The following is a 16,678-nucleotide window of genomic DNA, read 5'->3' on the forward strand; positions in this document are numbered from 1 at the left end:
TAGCTGGTTCTGAATTATTCCAAGATTCCGAAAGTTTTCTCAACGAAATGAGCGATGCTAATTCTGTTTATGGTGGTGGTAACGATTATGTGAGCGATATGTCTACACTCACAAAATTAGCGGAAGCTTTTGTAAATACCTATGGTATTGGCCATATCGGTTATTTAGCTAAGTCTTACAGCGACAAGGGCTACTGGTAATTTTGTAGTTCCCCATAGTGCAATTTTTAATCACTGAGAACAAGTCTTTGAGGAGGAAATTATGGCTAGTATTAAACTCTCTGAATTGCAAGTAGCTGGTTCTGAATTATTCCAAGATTCCGAAAGTTTTCTCAACGAAATGAGCGATGCTAATTCTGTTTATGGTGGTGGTAACGATTATGTGAGCGATGCTTCTACTCTCACAAAATTAGCTGAAGCTTTTGTGAATACCTATGGTATTGGCCATATCGGTTATTTAGCTAAGTCCTACAGCGATGGCTACGGCTACGGCTACTAATAGTCTTTCTTGTAGTGAACGACTGAGCTAAATGGCTCTCCTGGGATCAATGGTAAAAGTAATTTATGTAATTAACATATATCTAATTAACATAAGTTGACTATTTTACCAATAAACCAGGAGAGCCAATAAAAAAATCAACAAAATCTAATTTTTACAGCATTAAATAAATGGCACGAATTATTATTGCTGACCTGCATCCTATTGATTCAGAAGTATTTATCAATGAAGTCAATAATCAGGAGTATCAAGCAGTATTTGGTGGTGTAGATGGTTCTAGTTATCAAATTCTAAATTTTGGTGTTAAGACTCTTGAATTTATGCTTGTAATTGCGGCTATTGATGCTATTTCATTTTTAACAACCTCGTTCATAAACAAAGATTATGAATTGACCGATAGAGACTTTTTATTAGAAAGTATGTACAATATTCAAGAATAAGTATGATTGTTAAATACGGAAGCAAAAATAAGGATTTTTCTGGAAAAATATCAAATATTATTGATTAAAATTTTTTCATTTTCAGTAAAGCTATGCCATTTCTTTTAAGTTCTCAAAACGTTTTTCCTTATCTCATTTCCCAAGGAATTTGTACTCAAGCAGAACAGTCATTGAGTAAAATTGAGTTAAAATCTGCCAAAAATTTTAATTTATTAGTTAGCTTGCCCGATGGTAGTCAATTGTTAGTAAAACAAGAACGTCTTAACCGAGAAGGTAGAACTCGTGGTGAGTTTTTAGATGAATGGCAAGTTCATAATTTTTTCCAAACCTTCCCAGAAGTTAGTCATCTACGCTCATCTTTATCAGAAGTAATTCATTTTGATGCTGAAAATTCCATCATTGTTTTTAATTATCTCAATAACTATCGGGATGTAGCAGAATTTTATGCTAAGGAGAATTTATTCCCAACTAAAATTGCTCGCTCAATAGGAGAAAATTTAGCTTCAATTCATCGTTTAACTTTAGACCGTCAAGAGTATCAGCAATTTTTCCAAAATTCTGAAGTGATCACACAGCCAACAAGTTCTCAGATAAATGGGGGAGTAAATAGAATTACACCAGAAGTATTTGGTCACGTTACATCTGATGGGTTGAAATTCTTTGCACTTTATCAACGTTACGATAATTTAGGAAAAGCGATCGCCAATTTGAAAGAGGCTTTTCATCCTTGTTGTTTAACTCACAATGACCTCAAACTTAACAATATTTTGCTTTCTTTAAATTGGGAAACAGCAGCAGAAAGAGAAATATCTTCAGAATTTTTCTTGCCTGATCAAGATGATCAAATTATTCGTTTAATTGACTGGGAACGTGGTTCTTGGGGAGATCCAGCCAATGATTTAGGATCAATAATTGCTAGTTATTTACAAATTTGGCTATATAGTATGGTAGCTAGTAGAACCATACCCATTGAAGAATCTTTGCGGTTAGCGGCAATTCCTTTACATCTAATACAGCCTTCTATAGCAGAATTAATGGCTACTTATTTAGCTAACTTTCCCGAAATTTTAGAGTGTAGTCCTGAGTTTTTACAACGAGTTGTACAATTTACCGGTTTTTCTTTAATTACATCTATTCAAGCTAAATTGCAACATGAAAGAACCTTTGGTAATTCGGGTATCTGCATTCTTCAAGTCGCCAAAAGCTTATTGTGTCGTCCTCAAGCATCTATGACCACAATTTTTGGCATGGAAGCCTCAGAATTGATACCTACCAATTTATCAATGACTGTCGCTTGATACGATTTTAGATTTTGGATTTTGGATTTTGTGCTGTTCCCTGTTCTCTACACCCTACACTAGAAACTATGCAACTATTAGATTCGGTACAGTCTCAACTTGCAGAACTGCCCCAGCAATTGCAGACATCACTAGAAGATATTGTCAATAACATTACAATTGAATCTCACCACTGTATCAAGCATCCAAAGTACAAATCTTTAGAATTGCCAGAGTCAGTGATCCCTCGCTTTGAGAAGTTACCACTGGAGATGCAGCAACAGCACTTAAAGTTACAATTGCGTAATTTTATATACAGTGCTTATTATAACGTTGCCACAAAACCTGACCAAAATCCTGATGACGAGGAAAGCAATAGTAAAGTAAACCAAAATCTTGAAAATAATAGTTTATTCGGAGTGGATTTAGAATTCTATGATCTTTTGCATACCAGGAACAAAAGTCAAGGCTACTGGAGTCATAGCTGGCAGATAGTCAGGGAAGAAACAGATGGCAGTTTGGCAGTGCATAAAAATGGGTTAACACTGCACGTTGATCCTAACTTGCATCTGTTACCAACAAAGCAAAAATTAACTGTTGGTAAGTTTGTATCTATTAAAATGCCGAAGAATTTGGTGCAGAAGGGATTTTATATGGCCGTAGCAAATGCAGGTTCCCAAAATAATCATGAGATTACGCGAATTTACTTTAACTTAACACCTGAAGGGGCAGCAGCCGTGATGGAAAGTTTAACAGAAGCACTAAATAATATCGACATTTCATTTTCGTTTAAAGCACTATATAATCCTGTCGATTATCGACGTTATGACTCAGCCGTGCTTTACTTTAACAAAGGCAAATATGAGCTAGTTCACCCAATATTACCAAGAATATATGAGGAAAATAAATCCTATTTTCAAGAGCAAGTACCTTTGTTTACTAAGTTATTAGCACCGGGGTTAGCTTGCGCTGAAGAACCAGAGCAAAAATTTGGTGAGCAGGAAAGTTTTGGTACTCATCGCTGTCAAATTATTGCTAATGGTTTAATAGCAGCTTGGCAGCAAGGTGATCATAGCCCAGAAGGTCGTATGACATCTATTATTCAGCAATTTTCTGCGATGAAAATTGACTTACAAAGTCCTTATCTTAATCCCCGTTCTCAGGATATTTACACTCCTTTGTTTTAGTTGCACTTAAGAGCATTTAGCATCTGTGCTAAATGCTAAGGATTTTAGCATCAGTACCGTTGATAAATTTGTTTGGCTTCTCATTTTAGAGGTAATGGTATGATTCAAGAAAATTTTGAGCAAAATCAACAATTAGATAAGATATTTAAAGACGCACAGTTTCAACAAATTATCAAAGCTATTATCCTTGGTAAATATGCCTGGGCTTGCGTTTTATTTCTCCACTTTGCTGGATGCGACCCTCTAGACTATATACCCCATGAAATTTATAGTCAATTAATCCAAGATAACTATATTTTTACTGGAGATAAGCAGCATTTAAAGCAGGATAAAAAATTAGAATTTTCTGGTTTAAAGGTAAATTGGGGTAAATTTACGAGCAGTAAACATAGCTCAAATTAAATTTTGGTTACTCATAAATATATCCCCGACTTCTTTGAGAGGTTGGGGATATTAACATGAACATTAAAGTTCAGTTAAGCCTATTTCTCGCAATGAATAAAAAGCTAGATACAAATCATAGGTTTTCAATTCTTTACTCATGGGTTGTTTTGTTATTTATAATTGCCTTAGCTGGCTTCGCTGAATATTTGTGGAGAAGATTTTTGTGGAGAAGATTGATAATTTTTATCTTCTTCTAAATTGGCTTTTATTTCTAATGTTTTCACTTGTTGTTTTAACCAATTTGTAAATAAATCACCTATGATTTTCACCCGCATCTGTTCATTTAATTGGGGTTTAATAATTTCCTCTACCATAATGATATGCGCTCCTTGAGATGTAATGATTGGTTTGAGAATTTGGGGGGGGTTGGCTGCAAAAATAGCGGCGGCTATTTCTGGTCTAAAATCACTGCGTTGGCGCATACCTTGATATCCTCCAGCACGACGAATTTCAGGAGTTTGAATATATTGACGAGCAATTTGGTGGAAACTGATTTCACCTTCTTGCAAAGCATAAAATATTTCTAAAGCTAAATCTTCATCATCTAATATCACTTCATAAGTTACTGCGGCGGTGTAGTCGAGTTGGTGAGCATAAAAAAATGGTTCAACTTTATCTGCAAATAAATGCTCGGCTAATTTTGCAGATACTAAGTTAGTATGGGCGATTTCTTCAAAGTTATCCAAAGAAAGATAATGTTTATTTAACCATGCCCAAGTGTCTTCTGCTTTAATCAGTTTGTTGGCTAATCGTAGGCTATCTGCTGCTTGTTGTAGTTCTTCTGTTGTGATAGTAATATCTTCTTTGATAGCAGTATCCGCAATTATTTTTCTAGTGGCGATCGCTTCTAGTACATTAGGAATTTGGCAAGATATTTTAACATGGTAAAGAATATCCTCAGAAGAAACGCTGATAAATTTTGACATCTTCTAATTCTCCATTATTAATAATTGAGGAGTCAGGAGTAGTTTTACTCTTGACTCCTGACTCCTACTATATTAAAGGTCTAAACCATTCTTTTGCAGCTTTTTGAACGGATCTAAAATAAAGTCAATAACGCGACGTTGACGCACAATAACTTCTGCGGTTGCGGTTTGACCTGGTGTTAAAGGAATACGTTTGTTACCAGCTTGAATATAAGGTTGTTCCAAGGCAATTTCTAACTCATAAGTTTCTAAGCGAGTGGGGCTATTTTCTGGAATTTTAGCATCAGGTGAAATCCAGGTAACACGCCCTTGCGTCACACCATATTCCTGGAAAGGATAAGCATCAAACTTGATTTTTACTGGCATTCCTACCTTCACAAAACCACTTTGTTGACTGGGCATTTGTGCTTTCAAAATTAAAGTAGCACCTTTGGGGGCAATTTGCGCCAGCATCTGTCCTGTTTGCACAACAGAACCGGGTTTTTTCACAGGTAATTCAAAAATTGTGCCATCAATAGGCGATCGCACTACTCGCTGTTGTAATTGCAATTCCAATGATTTAATCTGACTTTTGGTTTGAGTAATTTCTGATGTCACTGAAGTAATTTGTGTTTGTAAATCTTTCAGTTGTTCCTGATTTTTCAACAATGTTAATTTACCTGCTTGTACAACACTTTGATAGCTACTTTCCTGCTCTTGTAAACGCAGTTTTGCTTGTTCAATATCTGACTTAGCTTGAGTCATCATTGAGTTATATCGGCTTACATCTTCCTGAAGACGCAACTGAGATTGTTTAATATTAGCTTTAGCTTCTTCTGCCAACCTTTGACTTTCTTCTGCTGTTTTTTCTATTTCCACAAATCTAATTTGAGGAATTACACCTTGCTTTAAAAGTTGACGATATCGAGCAACTTCTAATAAATCTCGACTTAAACGACTTTTAGCTAAACGATGGGCAATTTGGGTAGAATTGATACTCTGTTTTGCTTGTTCAATTTGAGCGAGTCTTTCCCATTGTTGCAGATTATATGCACTTTGTTTAGCATCCAAGTTTTCTCTTGCTTGATTAACTTGAGCGAGTTTTTCTAATTGTTGGGACTGGTTTTGTTGTTCTTGGATATTTATCGCCAGTAATACTTGATTTTTGAGTAATTCTAATTGAGCTTGGCGATTAACTAAACCTTCTAATTTAGCTTGGGTTTGTTGCAGTTCTGTTCGCAAAACTTCAGAATCTATTTCTACTAAAACCTGTCCAGCTTGAACTGTTGCACCTTCTTGAACATTGACAGCAATAACACTACCAGTAACTGCACTATCTAATGTTTGGGTTGCACCTTTGGGTTCTATTCTACCACTAGCATTTCCAGTTTCATCAACTTGAGAAAACATTGTCCAAGGTAAGGCTACTGCTGTAAAACTAACTAGTAAATAGAGCATTGAGCGTGTCCAGGCTTTAGGTAAAGCATCTAATAATTCTTCCGTACCATAAAACCAATCTTTTTCTGTAGTTGCTGTCTGTTTTTCCTGTTGAATATCAGCAGAATGAGTTTGTCCTGATATAAAAACGGCTGAGGATGAATTGTAAGTTGATTGTGGCATATTTTAATTATTTGTCAATTTGTAAGGTAGAAAATGATTTTTTCAAGTAAGAAGTCAGGAGTCGTAGGGGCGACGCATTCGGAAAATAACCTGTGATAAAAATTGATAATTGTTAGCCCGAATGCTGATGCTTCCAGCACGCTTCGCGAACGCCCTTACAGGAGTCAGAAGTTAGAATATTTGTTTGTAGCAGGAATCCACAGGAGAAAGTTTTTTCATCAACAACCAATGACTCGAAAACTTTCATTTATACTGAACCCTGAATCCTTACTTTTTTCAAGCCAATTTATATGAAAAAGCCCTTTGATTTTTAAATAAATTCAGTTGAAAATCCAACATACATATTAGAGACGTTGTATGCAACGTCTCTTGATTTATATTGAAGATTAAGGTGATTGGTGATTGGTGATTAGTGATTAGTGACTGGGACGAAAATCAATAATTACCTGTTCCCTATTCCCTATTCCCTATTCCCTTCTTACTGTCACCTGTCACCTATTTACTGACTTAACCTGTAGCGGCTAGTTGTTGTTGATTGAGATAATAATAATGTCCTTTTTTAGCAATCAATTCTTCGTGAGTACCGCTTTCCACTAAAACACCGCGATCTAAAACTAAAATCAGGTCAGCATTACGCACAGTAGAAAGACGATGGGCAATAATTAAACTTGTGCGTCCTTTAAGGATTTTTTTGAGATTGTTCTGAATAATTCTCTCAGATTCAGCATCAAGATGACTGGTAGCTTCATCTAATATTAAAAGGCGCGGATTTCCTAATAATGCACGTGCTATGGCTAGGCGTTGGCGTTGTCCTCCTGATAACATTCCTCCACCTTCTCCAATTTGGGTTTCATAACCCATTGGCATCCGTTTAATAAACTCATCTGCACCTGCCAATTGTGCTGCTTCAATAATTTCTTCTAGACTGGCTTCGGGGTGAGCTATGCTGATATTTTCCCGAATTGTACCACCAAATAAAAATGTTTCTTGGTCAACAACTCCTATTTGCGATCGCAAGGATTTTAAGGCAATACTAGTCACATCTTGATTGTCAATTAATACTCTACCATCTGTCGGCAGATATAACCCTAAAATCAATTTAGAAAGTGTGGTTTTTCCTGAGCCACTGCGCCCAACTACGGCTACAGTTTGTTTAGGTTGAATTTCAAAACTTAAATTTTCTAGAATGTTAACCTCGCTGTCTGAATGATAGCGAAATGTCACATTATCAAAACAAATTCTTCCATGTAATCTTGGTAAATTTTGCCGGGGTTGTATTGCTAAATCTTCTTCTACTTCGGCTTCTAAGACATCATTAATCCGCTCGGTAGAAACAATCACTTCTTGTAATTGATTCCATAATACAATTAACCTTTGAAAAGGTTGAATAATGTTGCCCAATAACATATTAAAAGCCACTAATTGACCAATAGTTAATTGATTTTGAATCACTAACCATGCTCCAAACCACAATAAACCAGTGGTAGCTAGGGATTGAATGGTAGAACTAATTATTTGCAATTGGTTGCCGATTACCTGAACGCTAAAATTTTTCTTAGTCAAGTTATTTAGCAATTCTTCCCAATGCCAACGCACTGTTTGTTCAATAGCCATTGATCGAATAGAAGAAATGCCAGATAAACTTTGAATTAAGTAACTATTTTCTTTAGTTACCGCACCAAAGACTTCACGGCTCATGCGTCTTAAAAAAGGCGTAGCAAAAAAAGCTAAACAGACAAAAGGTGGAACTATTGCTAATACTAACAAAGCCAAAGGTGGACTATACCAAAACATCAAACCCATATAGATAAACACGGTCAGCAAATCTAAAATAATAGATAATGCTTCACCAGTAAGAAACCGTTGAATTTTTTGATTTTCTTGGACGCGAGAAACAATATCACCAACATAACGCGACTCAAAAAATGACAAAGGTAAACGAAATGTATGTTTAATAAATCCCACCAACAACGCTACACTAATTTTATTAGCTGTGTGGTCTAATAAATATTGTCTGAGTCCATTGATGATAACACGAAATAAGCCAAAAATTAGCAAACCAAACCCAACAGTATTTAAAGTAATGGTGCTACCTTGAACAATGACTCTATCTAATAATAGTTGAGTAAATAAAGGTGTCACCAGTCCAAAAACTTGAATTAATACCGAAGCTACAAATACTTCTAGTAATACCTGAAAGTGAGGTTTAACTAAATCAAATAACTGCCAAAATGGTGTATTCGTTTCTGGGGTGTCTTTGAGTGATTTTGTCGGTTGTAATAACAACGCATAACCAGTCCAACCGGCTTTAAATTCCCCGATAGTGAGGGTGCGTTGACCAATAGCAGGATCAGCAACAATTACCTGTTTTTTGGTGATTTCATAGACAACGATGTAATGTTTACCTTCCCAGTGGGCGATCGCTGGTAATGGTTGTTGTGCTAATTTATCTAAACTAGCTTTTACTGGACGAGTAGCAAAACCAATACTTTCAGCCGCAGTAGTTAAACTCCGCATAGATGCACCAGCACGGTTAACATTAGCAAGTTCCCGCAAGCGATTTATACTGAAATTTTTACCCCAATAACGGCTAATCATCACTAAGCAAGCTGCACCACAATCAGAAGCACTTTGTTGTTCAAAATATGGGTAGCGTTTGCTAATTTTGCGCCACCAATTACTGGCGGTGACAGTAGGACTAGGAAAGTATTTTTGGCGTTGTTTGGGGTGTTGTTTCGGTTGTGGTTGAGGTTGGTTTCTCGGTTGGGGAAATTGAATGACATTGGGATTTTTGGGTTTAACTTCGCGCTTGATCGGTTCGGTAATTGGTATATTTTCTGCTGCAATTAATGTACTAAGTTGCGGCCAATGTTGTATTGCTTGTTGCCAATCAGCTTGACGTAAAATGTAAGCTATTGTTGGTTCTGTTGCTTGCCAATTTTCCTGTGGGGGATTTGCCAAAATATTACCAGGTGTTAATTTTGTACCTTGAGCATTTTGTAATTCTCCCTGCCTTACTAACAACAGTTTAGCATCTTTAATGATTTGGGAATTGACAGTACCAATGTCTAAATTTTGTTTGGTAAATAAGGACAATGCTGTTAACATTTCCTCTACTGATTCATGGCGGGGAATAGCAGAGTTTTGGCACAATAACAGCAGTGTATCCCAAAGTTCTGCCTTCAGGAATAGGCGCTCCCATACTGTCGAAATCTTATTAATTACCTCCTGGGGAAGATAACCTATTTTTAAATTCATAGAAGCTCTAGCTACATAATTGCTAAACTTCTGTTCGGGAAAAAGTGTCAACTCTCCAAATGATGAACCAGATGTTAAAGTCGTAATTAAATTATTTTCACCATCTAATAGTCTGACTTTACCAGCCAAAACTAAATAAATTCCTGGTGCTGCGGTGGCTGATTGCCAAAATTGCTTGGCTATTGGTGGTTCAATAATTTCTAAGGCTTGAATACAATTTTCTAAGTCTTTTTTAGACAGAGAATCACCCAAAATTTGGGTAATTTGTGCGGCTAATTGTTCCTGAGAAAAAGTTGATGTCATTTTCTTACCTCCCAAGTTTAGTTATTGGTCTGAATTAAATTAAATGACCAATTGAAACTAGGTTCAGAGTTAGATTGCAAATCGCAAATGGTGATATTAGCATCCTGATTTGACAGATTTTTTTGTTGTTGGGAACTTTTGAATTTGGTAGAAAGTCCCATTTGTTTAAGCAAGCGATTAATGTGGCGATCGCTAATTTCAATTCCTAATTCATTGGCTAAATGTTTACTCAACCATTGAGCAGTCCAAGATCCAAAAGCATAGCCATATTCACGGGGACTATGAGTTACCAATTCTTTCAATCTTTCAATATATTGATTATTAACTGTTTTCGGTCTACCTATCCTTCTTTCATTCCATTTATGAGCCATTCCCGCCTCAGCAATACCGATCCAATATCTTGCCATCTCCTGAGAACAACCAATAATTTCACAGATATGAGATTGAGATTTACCCATATCTGCTAACAAGATAATTTCAATTCGTCTGCGATATTCTGGTTGTAAATCAGTTTGCAAGTTTTTTAACAATGTTCTCCTTTGAAAAGGTGTTAAAAACTTGCTATCGTGTGCATCGTAAAGATCCAAAACTTGATTTTGATGAGAAGAGAATGACATAATTCTTACCAGTTGCCGAATACTGTAAAATTTGGGCTAATTCACCTGTTACATCTGTTGCTAAAATCCAGATGTAAAATTCATAAATCACTTCTAACTAACTAAATATTTATGATATTTATGACGTGCTATGCAGCTAAAGCTGGCTGAAAAAATATACAGTAAAACACCTTTAAATCTTTATAATTGATTAATTCATAATTAGTTTTGAATAGAGATTTAGATCCCAAGCAAAACCTGGCTGCTTAGAGAATTGTTAAATTATCAGCAGTCTTTTAATTATGAATTATGAATTAGTAATTACTAATTGTTTTTAATCCTGCAATGCAGGTTCATCCAGCACCTTGCAAAGATTTAAGTTAGTTAGGTTGTGATTACCCAATCAGATTAAATGTGTTCCACAAATTGCAGCCTACAAATCATTTTGTTGGGGACAGGAAGCTGTTTATTTTTTAACACTAGCTTAACACTATAATTTTCTCATCAGCAGATTTTCATAAATCTGAAATTGTTTCTCAGCCAAGTTATCAGCCAAGTTAAAAGACAAGTTAAAAGACAATGCCAAATTTCTTCATGCTTTGTCTTGAAATACTATTAGTCATGGCATAATTTTCCTACATATTCACGAAAGTTTTATGAAAGTTTATACAACGGCAGATAGTCTTTCTTGAATCTTTATACTAATCTTACATCAAATTTATATTTTTTGACGCAATACTTTAGTTTGATGAAATGCACCTTGATCTAAAATATTTAAATTCTTCATTTAAATTCTTCAATTTTGCAAAAATATAAAAAATAAATATGTTTTCCTAAAAAATAGATAAACCTCTACCTATTGAAGTAAACATATATTCTATTACCATCGGAAATATACCAAATTTTTATCTATCTGTAGTATGAGAATTTTCAATTAGATTTGTAACCTGTTAGTCATAAGTCAACTGATTTAATAAATCTAACCTGCGATAAATAATGAAACAAAAAATATAGTGTACTAAGTAGGAAGTAAGGGTTTAGCAATGCTAAACCCTTACCTGAATGTAATACCTAGATCCCCGACTTCTTCAAGAAGCAGGGGATCTATCCACTTTTGATTTTACGTTTAATTATGTTAACCTACTGATATAGCGTTTCCCAGTCTAATGAAGTACACACCAATTTATTCACTGTTCCCTAAAACACAAAAACTTTGTACCTCACTAGCATGGGAATAGCTATAAAAAAAAGAAGCTGTATAATTTACCAGCTTCCATGATCGGTTAATAAATTGCCAATTGATGCAGTAGAGATAATCCTGTTTGGGAGAAATAGGATTACCATAAATGAAGCAGAAGTGTGATAAATCAAGGTGCTACACTCAAGGTACTATCAGCCATAAGGAAGATTTCACCGTAACTTTTCAATTTCCCATTTTACTGTCAGTGCTAAAGATGATCGTAAAAAACTAACATCTAAAATAGCCGTAGAATTTTGCTAACAATCTCAAATTTCGGGTTAGCCATTACCCAAATTTGTAATTGTTTAAACTGTCGGGAAAAAAGAACCACCAATAGTTACGCTTCATCTGTCTTGGTGTAAAAGGTAAACATTTGGTTGTTAGGAAAAAGCCTAACGGTAGGCTATTTCCACAGCTATTTATGTTGTTATTTATAATTTATAGGATTTTACGGATGTATATTTGCCATTCTGGCAGAATCTTACACTGGCTTTGGTAATAGGTAATGGGTAATTGGTAATGGGTAATGGGTAATTGATAATTGATAATTGATAATATATCCCCGAATTGTTGAAGAAGTCGGGGATCTGGGTATGACGTTTTTTAAGGTTGAGTTACTGAGAAAATCCTGTACATCCTGATTCAGAAATCAAACTTCTGCGTAATGTTCCTGTTCTCGTTCTACAAAACTCTGAACACGATTGCGATAGCTTCTCAAACTATCATCTACCCAATCGCGATCGCTGCTGTTAACAAATAAATGTACCAAAGGTTCACTAGCATCGGGTAAAACCAACACCCAACTATCATCATAAGGTTGACAAATTTTCACCCCATCAATTAATTCCAAATTTTGCGCGGGGTGAGTTTCCACCAAATAACGCATCAACGCTCCCTTAGCAGTCCAAGGACAACGAACGGTAGAATTTTTGTGAATAACGCGGGGTAATTCAGCACGGACAGCAGCAAGCGATCGCTCTTGAATTGTCAGCATTTCAATCAACTTCGCAATGCAAAACATGGAATCAAAACCCGGATGTAAATGCGGGAAAATAAAACCAGTTTCTCCACTTCCCCCTAAAACCACATGGGGATTTTTTTGACAAGCTTCCATCAACGCTGTCGGGTTAGCCTTAGTTCTAATTACCCTCCCATCATGACGACGTGCTACCTGTTCCACCGCACTAGAAGCATGAACCGGTACAACTACTGAACCTCTAGGATTAGATGTTAAAATCATTTCCACCATCAACGCCGTCAACATTTCTCCCCGCACGGGATAACCAGACTCATCCACTAAAATCAACTGTTCCCCATTTGCTGATACCTGTACCCCAAAATTAGCCTTGAGTGCTTCCACCACATGACCTAACTGAGTTAACAAACCTTCCCTCGTAGTAGTCGTCATCGCGGTTTTATTCACACTGGCATTCAAAACCACCGCATCAGCACCAAACTTATCTAACATCTGCGGTAACACAGCCCCTGAAACCGCATAAACATAGTCAATTACAACCTTTGCCCGACTATTACGCAAAGTTTCCACATTCAAAAGCTTTTCAAAAGCAGTGCAATAACGTTCAATCACCTGACTAGGATATACCACATCACCTATTTCGTGACTTTGCGCCCTCCGCATATCTTCTTTAAAATACGCCCCCTCAATTTTCTTTTCCTGGGCTTTGGTAATATTAATCCCCTTGCTATCCATGAATTCAATCAGGATATAATCAGGACGATCCGGGTGTACCCGCACATGAATACCACCCGCTACCCCAATTTTGGGAATCACGGTTCTAGTAATAGGAATAGCTGTCGAATCAAGATTTTGCACATCTACACCTACCGACATCAACCCAGCAATGAGAGAACGAGTTACCATTCGTGACACATTCCGCTGATCACGGGAAACACTCACCTGAGAACCGGGTTTTAAAGTCGAACCATAGGCAGCACCCAATTTGACAGCAAATTCCGGGCTAATATCAATATTAGCTAAACCTTGTACCCCCCGTTGACCAAATAAATTTCTTTGGGCAGTGTTACCCCAAATCAAATTAATGTTTAAAACAGCACCTGATTCAATTTTCTTACTTGGCCAAACTCGCACCCCAGGGCTGATTTGTGCTTCTTCTCCCACCGTAGAAAGCGAACCCACTACAGCAGCTTCTAATACATGAGCGCGGCGATCAACACGAGTCCCACGGGAGATTATACAAGCTGATAATTGGGCTTCATCGCCTATTATTGCGCCATTCCAAACTATAGGACGTTTTAAATTTGCATCTGCCCCAATAGTTACATTATCACCAATAATCGTCCCATCTTCAATTTGTACCCTTGCCCCAATGCGACAATTATCACCAATTATGGCAGGACTTTCAATTCTCGCACTGGGATCAATATAAGTATTTTGACCTATCCACACCCCAGAAGAAACTTCTTGATATGCAAACTCTAGTTTTACCTTCTTAGCTAAAGCATCATATTGCGCTTCCCGATAAGCATCTAAATGACCCACATCACACCAGTAACCTTGGGCAATATAGCCATAAATTGGTTCATTTTTCGCCAATAGTAAAGGAAATAAATCTTTAGAAAAATCGGATTCTGTATGTTCTGGCAAATATTCCAAAACTTCTGGTTCTAAAATATATGTTCCTGTATTCACAGTATCAGAAAAAATTTCACTAGTGGAAGGTTTTTCTAAGAATCGGTTGATACGTCCTTCTTCATCTGTAATTACTACCCCAAATTCAATCGGGTTAGGAACACGGGTTAAAATTAAAGTAGCTTTAGATTGTTTTTGTTTGTGAAATTCAATAGCTGCCGTCAGGTCAAAATCTGTGATACTATCACCACTAATCACTAAAAAAGTTTCATCCAAAAGTTCAGCAATATTTTTAACACAACCTGCTGTTCCTAAAGGTTGGTCTTCTTCGATAGAGTATGTCATTTGTACGCCAAAATCGCTACCATCTTGGAAGTAATCTCGCAGGACATCGGGTAAATAGTGTAACGTAGCAATTATTTCTGTAATGTTATGCCGTTTGAGAAGATTGATAATATGTTCTGCAATGGGTCGGTTTAATATCGGCACCATTGGTTTTGGTAGATCACAGGTTAAAGGACGTAATCTTGTCCCTGAACCACCTGCCATTAGCACTGCACGCATAAATCCTCCTAATTACAGCCTTGGCTGCATCGAGATTCGTTATAAAAATTGGTTCTTCTTTATTTAGTCTCCTATGAATATTGATCTTTGAGGAACTTCCACAAGAAACATTTGATAAAAATTAAGTAAATCGACGCTTAAAATTATGTAAATAGTATTATTACAGCCCCGTATTTACATTACCCTTATTATATTTAACATAGCTGTAAATTTTCCCTACATCTTCCTATAAACTGCTGCTAATTCAGAACAATCAACTAACAACCAAACCTAAGTGTTCTGGATTTATTAGTAGCAATGGACATAATATACAAAAGTAATATAAATTTACATATACTTCTATATTTTTATTAACAATCTCTAGGACTTACGCCAGGATCAACCAAATATGAGGTATGGATTTCAGGCTTTTTAACGTGATTTTTTAATGATTTTTGGGCGATAGCGAAGCGCTGCTGCAAGCAGTTCGCTATTAATCGGAAGTTAATCGACAAAAGCCTGAAACGACGGATTCTCTTTCATACACATCATGGTGAATTTATACAGTGCGTAAGTCCTAATCTCTATAAATACCCCCATATTGGCATTGACTACCAAGCCGCATTCTGCAATACTATAGTAATATCAACACATTGCAAAGTTAAGAGTCAAGTTTTACCTGCACCAACAGCGAAAAGCTTTGAAAAACTGTATTTTGGTAAGCAACTCTCTGCAATGTTTGTGACTTGTAATGCACAATTTTCTGCATTTACCATAGGAGTAGATTGTAATGGAATTAATTATTGTTGGGTTAACTGTGACTTATGTATTGGGCGCAGTGAAATTCTGGTCTGGTTTTAATAAGACTCATTTTACACAAACATTACTGAATCGTATTGGATTTAGTTTATTATGGCCAGTTTTGTTTATTGCTAATTCGTCCTATCGTCGCAATTTTAAAAGAGCATTGAGAGATTAATTCATAATTCGTAAACAAGGGAATAGGTGACAGGTGATACAATTATGGATTTTGGATTTTGGATTTTGGATTTTGGATTGTTTTTGTTAACTCCAATCTAAAATCTAAAATCTAAAATCTAAAATCATTCTGACTTCTGACTCCTCCTGCAATTATGAATTATGAATTATGAATTATGAATTATGAATTAAAAAGCTTGAATCCACTCTTTAATAGAATACTCTGTCCAGATGCCATTTTGCCAATAAGGATCAGCTTCCACTAACTGACGCACGGTGTTTTCGTCTTCCGCTTCATAAATTCCAAAAACTTTGGTGACATCTTTAGTCGGACCCAGGGTAATTAAAATTCCTGCTTCTTTTTGTTTTGCTAGTCCTTCTAAGTGTGCTTGACGGTGGGGTTCTCGTTTGGTTAGTACGTCTTCGCAGTAGCTTCCCCACATTACGTATTTTGGCATGGTATTGTTATTTTTATAATTGGTGAAATATTTATTTTAGATGTATTGGGAATTGTAGTCAATTATGATGAGGGGATATTTGGTATAATTTATATGATTAGTCTCTCCTAGATAACGAGCAAATATAGGTTAAAAATTTTATGATACCGATGATTCCGATACAAAAAAGCTAACTAATGCTAACAAAAGTTGGCTTTTTCTTCCTGTTTCACCCTAGCAGTGTCGGCACTATCTAGTCCACAGGCTAACACGATCAATCTGACCGCTTCTTGTTTTAAATTAATCGCAGCGTTTAAATCTCTGTCAATCTCAAAGCCACA

General features: G+C 36.2%; 12 protein-coding genes. 6 read left to right on the forward strand and 6 right to left on the reverse strand.

Features of this window, described 5'->3' with window-relative positions; translation table 11 throughout:
* The 6 genes from PN497_RS13740 to PN497_RS13765 form a co-directional block, all read left to right on the forward strand.
* On the forward strand, positions 1-200 hold a 200-nt coding region (locus PN497_RS13740), incomplete at its 5' end, for a hypothetical protein (RefSeq protein WP_272110415.1).
* Positions 201-261: 61 nt separating this feature from the next.
* Positions 262-498 carry a hypothetical protein gene (locus PN497_RS13745; RefSeq protein WP_096569973.1) on the forward strand — a complete coding sequence of 79 codons (237 nt, stop codon included), beginning with the start codon at positions 262-264 and terminating at the stop codon, positions 496-498.
* Between the two features lie 170 nt (positions 499-668).
* A complete protein-coding gene (locus tag PN497_RS13750) occupies positions 669-938 on the forward strand; it encodes a hypothetical protein (protein WP_096569971.1) in 270 nt (89 codons plus the stop codon).
* Positions 939-1,030: 92 nt separating this feature from the next.
* Entirely contained in the window at positions 1,031-2,236 is a 1,206-nt protein-coding gene (locus PN497_RS13755; protein ID WP_096569969.1) for an aminoglycoside phosphotransferase family protein, read from the forward strand.
* 68 nt (positions 2,237-2,304) lie between these two features.
* Positions 2,305-3,402 (forward strand): T3SS effector HopA1 family protein, encoded by a 1,098-nt coding sequence (locus PN497_RS13760; protein ID WP_096569967.1) that lies wholly within the window; start codon positions 2,305-2,307, stop codon positions 3,400-3,402.
* Between the two features lie 99 nt (positions 3,403-3,501).
* The gene (locus tag PN497_RS13765; RefSeq protein ID WP_096572749.1) at positions 3,502-3,804 is read left to right on the forward strand and encodes a HetP family heterocyst commitment protein; all 303 of its coding nucleotides are present in this window, start codon (positions 3,502-3,504) and stop codon (positions 3,802-3,804) included.
* Positions 3,805-3,971: 167 nt separating this feature from the next.
* On the opposite strand, the gene PN497_RS13770 is transcribed toward PN497_RS13765, so the two are convergent.
* The 6 genes from PN497_RS13770 to PN497_RS13800 all read right to left on the reverse strand — a co-directional run bounded on the left by PN497_RS13770 (position 3,972) and on the right by PN497_RS13800 (position 16,358).
* Entirely contained in the window at positions 3,972-4,772 is an 801-nt protein-coding gene (locus tag PN497_RS13770; protein WP_096569965.1) for a peptidylprolyl isomerase, read from the reverse strand.
* Positions 4,773-4,844: 72 nt separating this feature from the next.
* Positions 4,845-6,371 carry an HlyD family efflux transporter periplasmic adaptor subunit gene (locus PN497_RS13775; RefSeq protein ID WP_096569963.1) on the reverse strand — a complete coding sequence of 509 codons (1,527 nt, stop codon included), beginning with the start codon at positions 6,369-6,371 and terminating at the stop codon, positions 4,845-4,847.
* A gap of 507 nt (positions 6,372-6,878) precedes the next feature.
* The gene (locus tag PN497_RS13780; RefSeq protein ID WP_096569961.1) at positions 6,879-9,932 is read right to left on the reverse strand and encodes an ABC transporter transmembrane domain-containing protein; all 3,054 of its coding nucleotides are present in this window, start codon (positions 9,930-9,932) and stop codon (positions 6,879-6,881) included.
* Between the two features lie 17 nt (positions 9,933-9,949).
* Positions 9,950-10,549 carry a helix-turn-helix domain-containing protein gene (locus tag PN497_RS13785; RefSeq protein WP_096569959.1) on the reverse strand — a complete coding sequence of 200 codons (600 nt, stop codon included), beginning with the start codon at positions 10,547-10,549 and terminating at the stop codon, positions 9,950-9,952.
* Positions 10,550-12,417: 1,868 nt separating this feature from the next.
* The gene (locus tag PN497_RS13790) at positions 12,418-14,943 is read right to left on the reverse strand and encodes a mannose-1-phosphate guanyltransferase (protein ID WP_190347290.1); all 2,526 of its coding nucleotides are present in this window, start codon (positions 14,941-14,943) and stop codon (positions 12,418-12,420) included.
* 1,145 nt (positions 14,944-16,088) lie between these two features.
* A complete protein-coding gene (locus PN497_RS13800) occupies positions 16,089-16,358 on the reverse strand; it encodes a YciI family protein (protein ID WP_137669112.1) in 270 nt (89 codons plus the stop codon).
* Between the last annotated feature and the right edge of the window lie 320 nt (positions 16,359-16,678).

The sequence above is a fragment of the Sphaerospermopsis kisseleviana CS-549 genome, from assembly GCF_028329225.1.
GTDB classification, from domain to species: Bacteria; Cyanobacteriota; Cyanobacteriia; order Cyanobacteriales; family Nostocaceae; genus Sphaerospermopsis; species Sphaerospermopsis kisseleviana.

What these genes read in the sequence shown, in the direction of transcription:
- PN497_RS13745 (WP_096569973.1), top strand. Translation starts at nt 262, where the DNA reads ATGGCTAGTATTAAACTCTCTGAATTGCAAGTAGCTGGTTCTGAATTA.
- PN497_RS13750 (WP_096569971.1), top strand. Translation starts at nt 669, where the DNA reads ATGGCACGAATTATTATTGCTGACCTGCATCCTATTGATTCAGAAGTA.
- PN497_RS13755 (WP_096569969.1), top strand. Translation starts at nt 1,031, where the DNA reads ATGCCATTTCTTTTAAGTTCTCAAAACGTTTTTCCTTATCTCATTTCC.
- PN497_RS13760 (WP_096569967.1), top strand. Translation starts at nt 2,305, where the DNA reads ATGCAACTATTAGATTCGGTACAGTCTCAACTTGCAGAACTGCCCCAG.
- PN497_RS13765 (WP_096572749.1), top strand. Translation starts at nt 3,502, where the DNA reads ATGATTCAAGAAAATTTTGAGCAAAATCAACAATTAGATAAGATATTT.
- PN497_RS13770 (WP_096569965.1), bottom strand. Translation starts at nt 4,772, where the DNA reads ATGTCAAAATTTATCAGCGTTTCTTCTGAGGATATTCTTTACCATGTT.
- PN497_RS13775 (WP_096569963.1), bottom strand. Translation starts at nt 6,371, where the DNA reads ATGCCACAATCAACTTACAATTCATCCTCAGCCGTTTTTATATCAGGA.
- PN497_RS13780 (WP_096569961.1), bottom strand. Translation starts at nt 9,932, where the DNA reads ATGACATCAACTTTTTCTCAGGAACAATTAGCCGCACAAATTACCCAA.
- PN497_RS13785 (WP_096569959.1), bottom strand. Translation starts at nt 10,549, where the DNA reads ATGTCATTCTCTTCTCATCAAAATCAAGTTTTGGATCTTTACGATGCA.
- PN497_RS13790 (WP_190347290.1), bottom strand. Translation starts at nt 14,943, where the DNA reads ATGCGTGCAGTGCTAATGGCAGGTGGTTCAGGGACAAGATTACGTCCT.
- PN497_RS13800 (WP_137669112.1), bottom strand. Translation starts at nt 16,358, where the DNA reads ATGCCAAAATACGTAATGTGGGGAAGCTACTGCGAAGACGTACTAACC.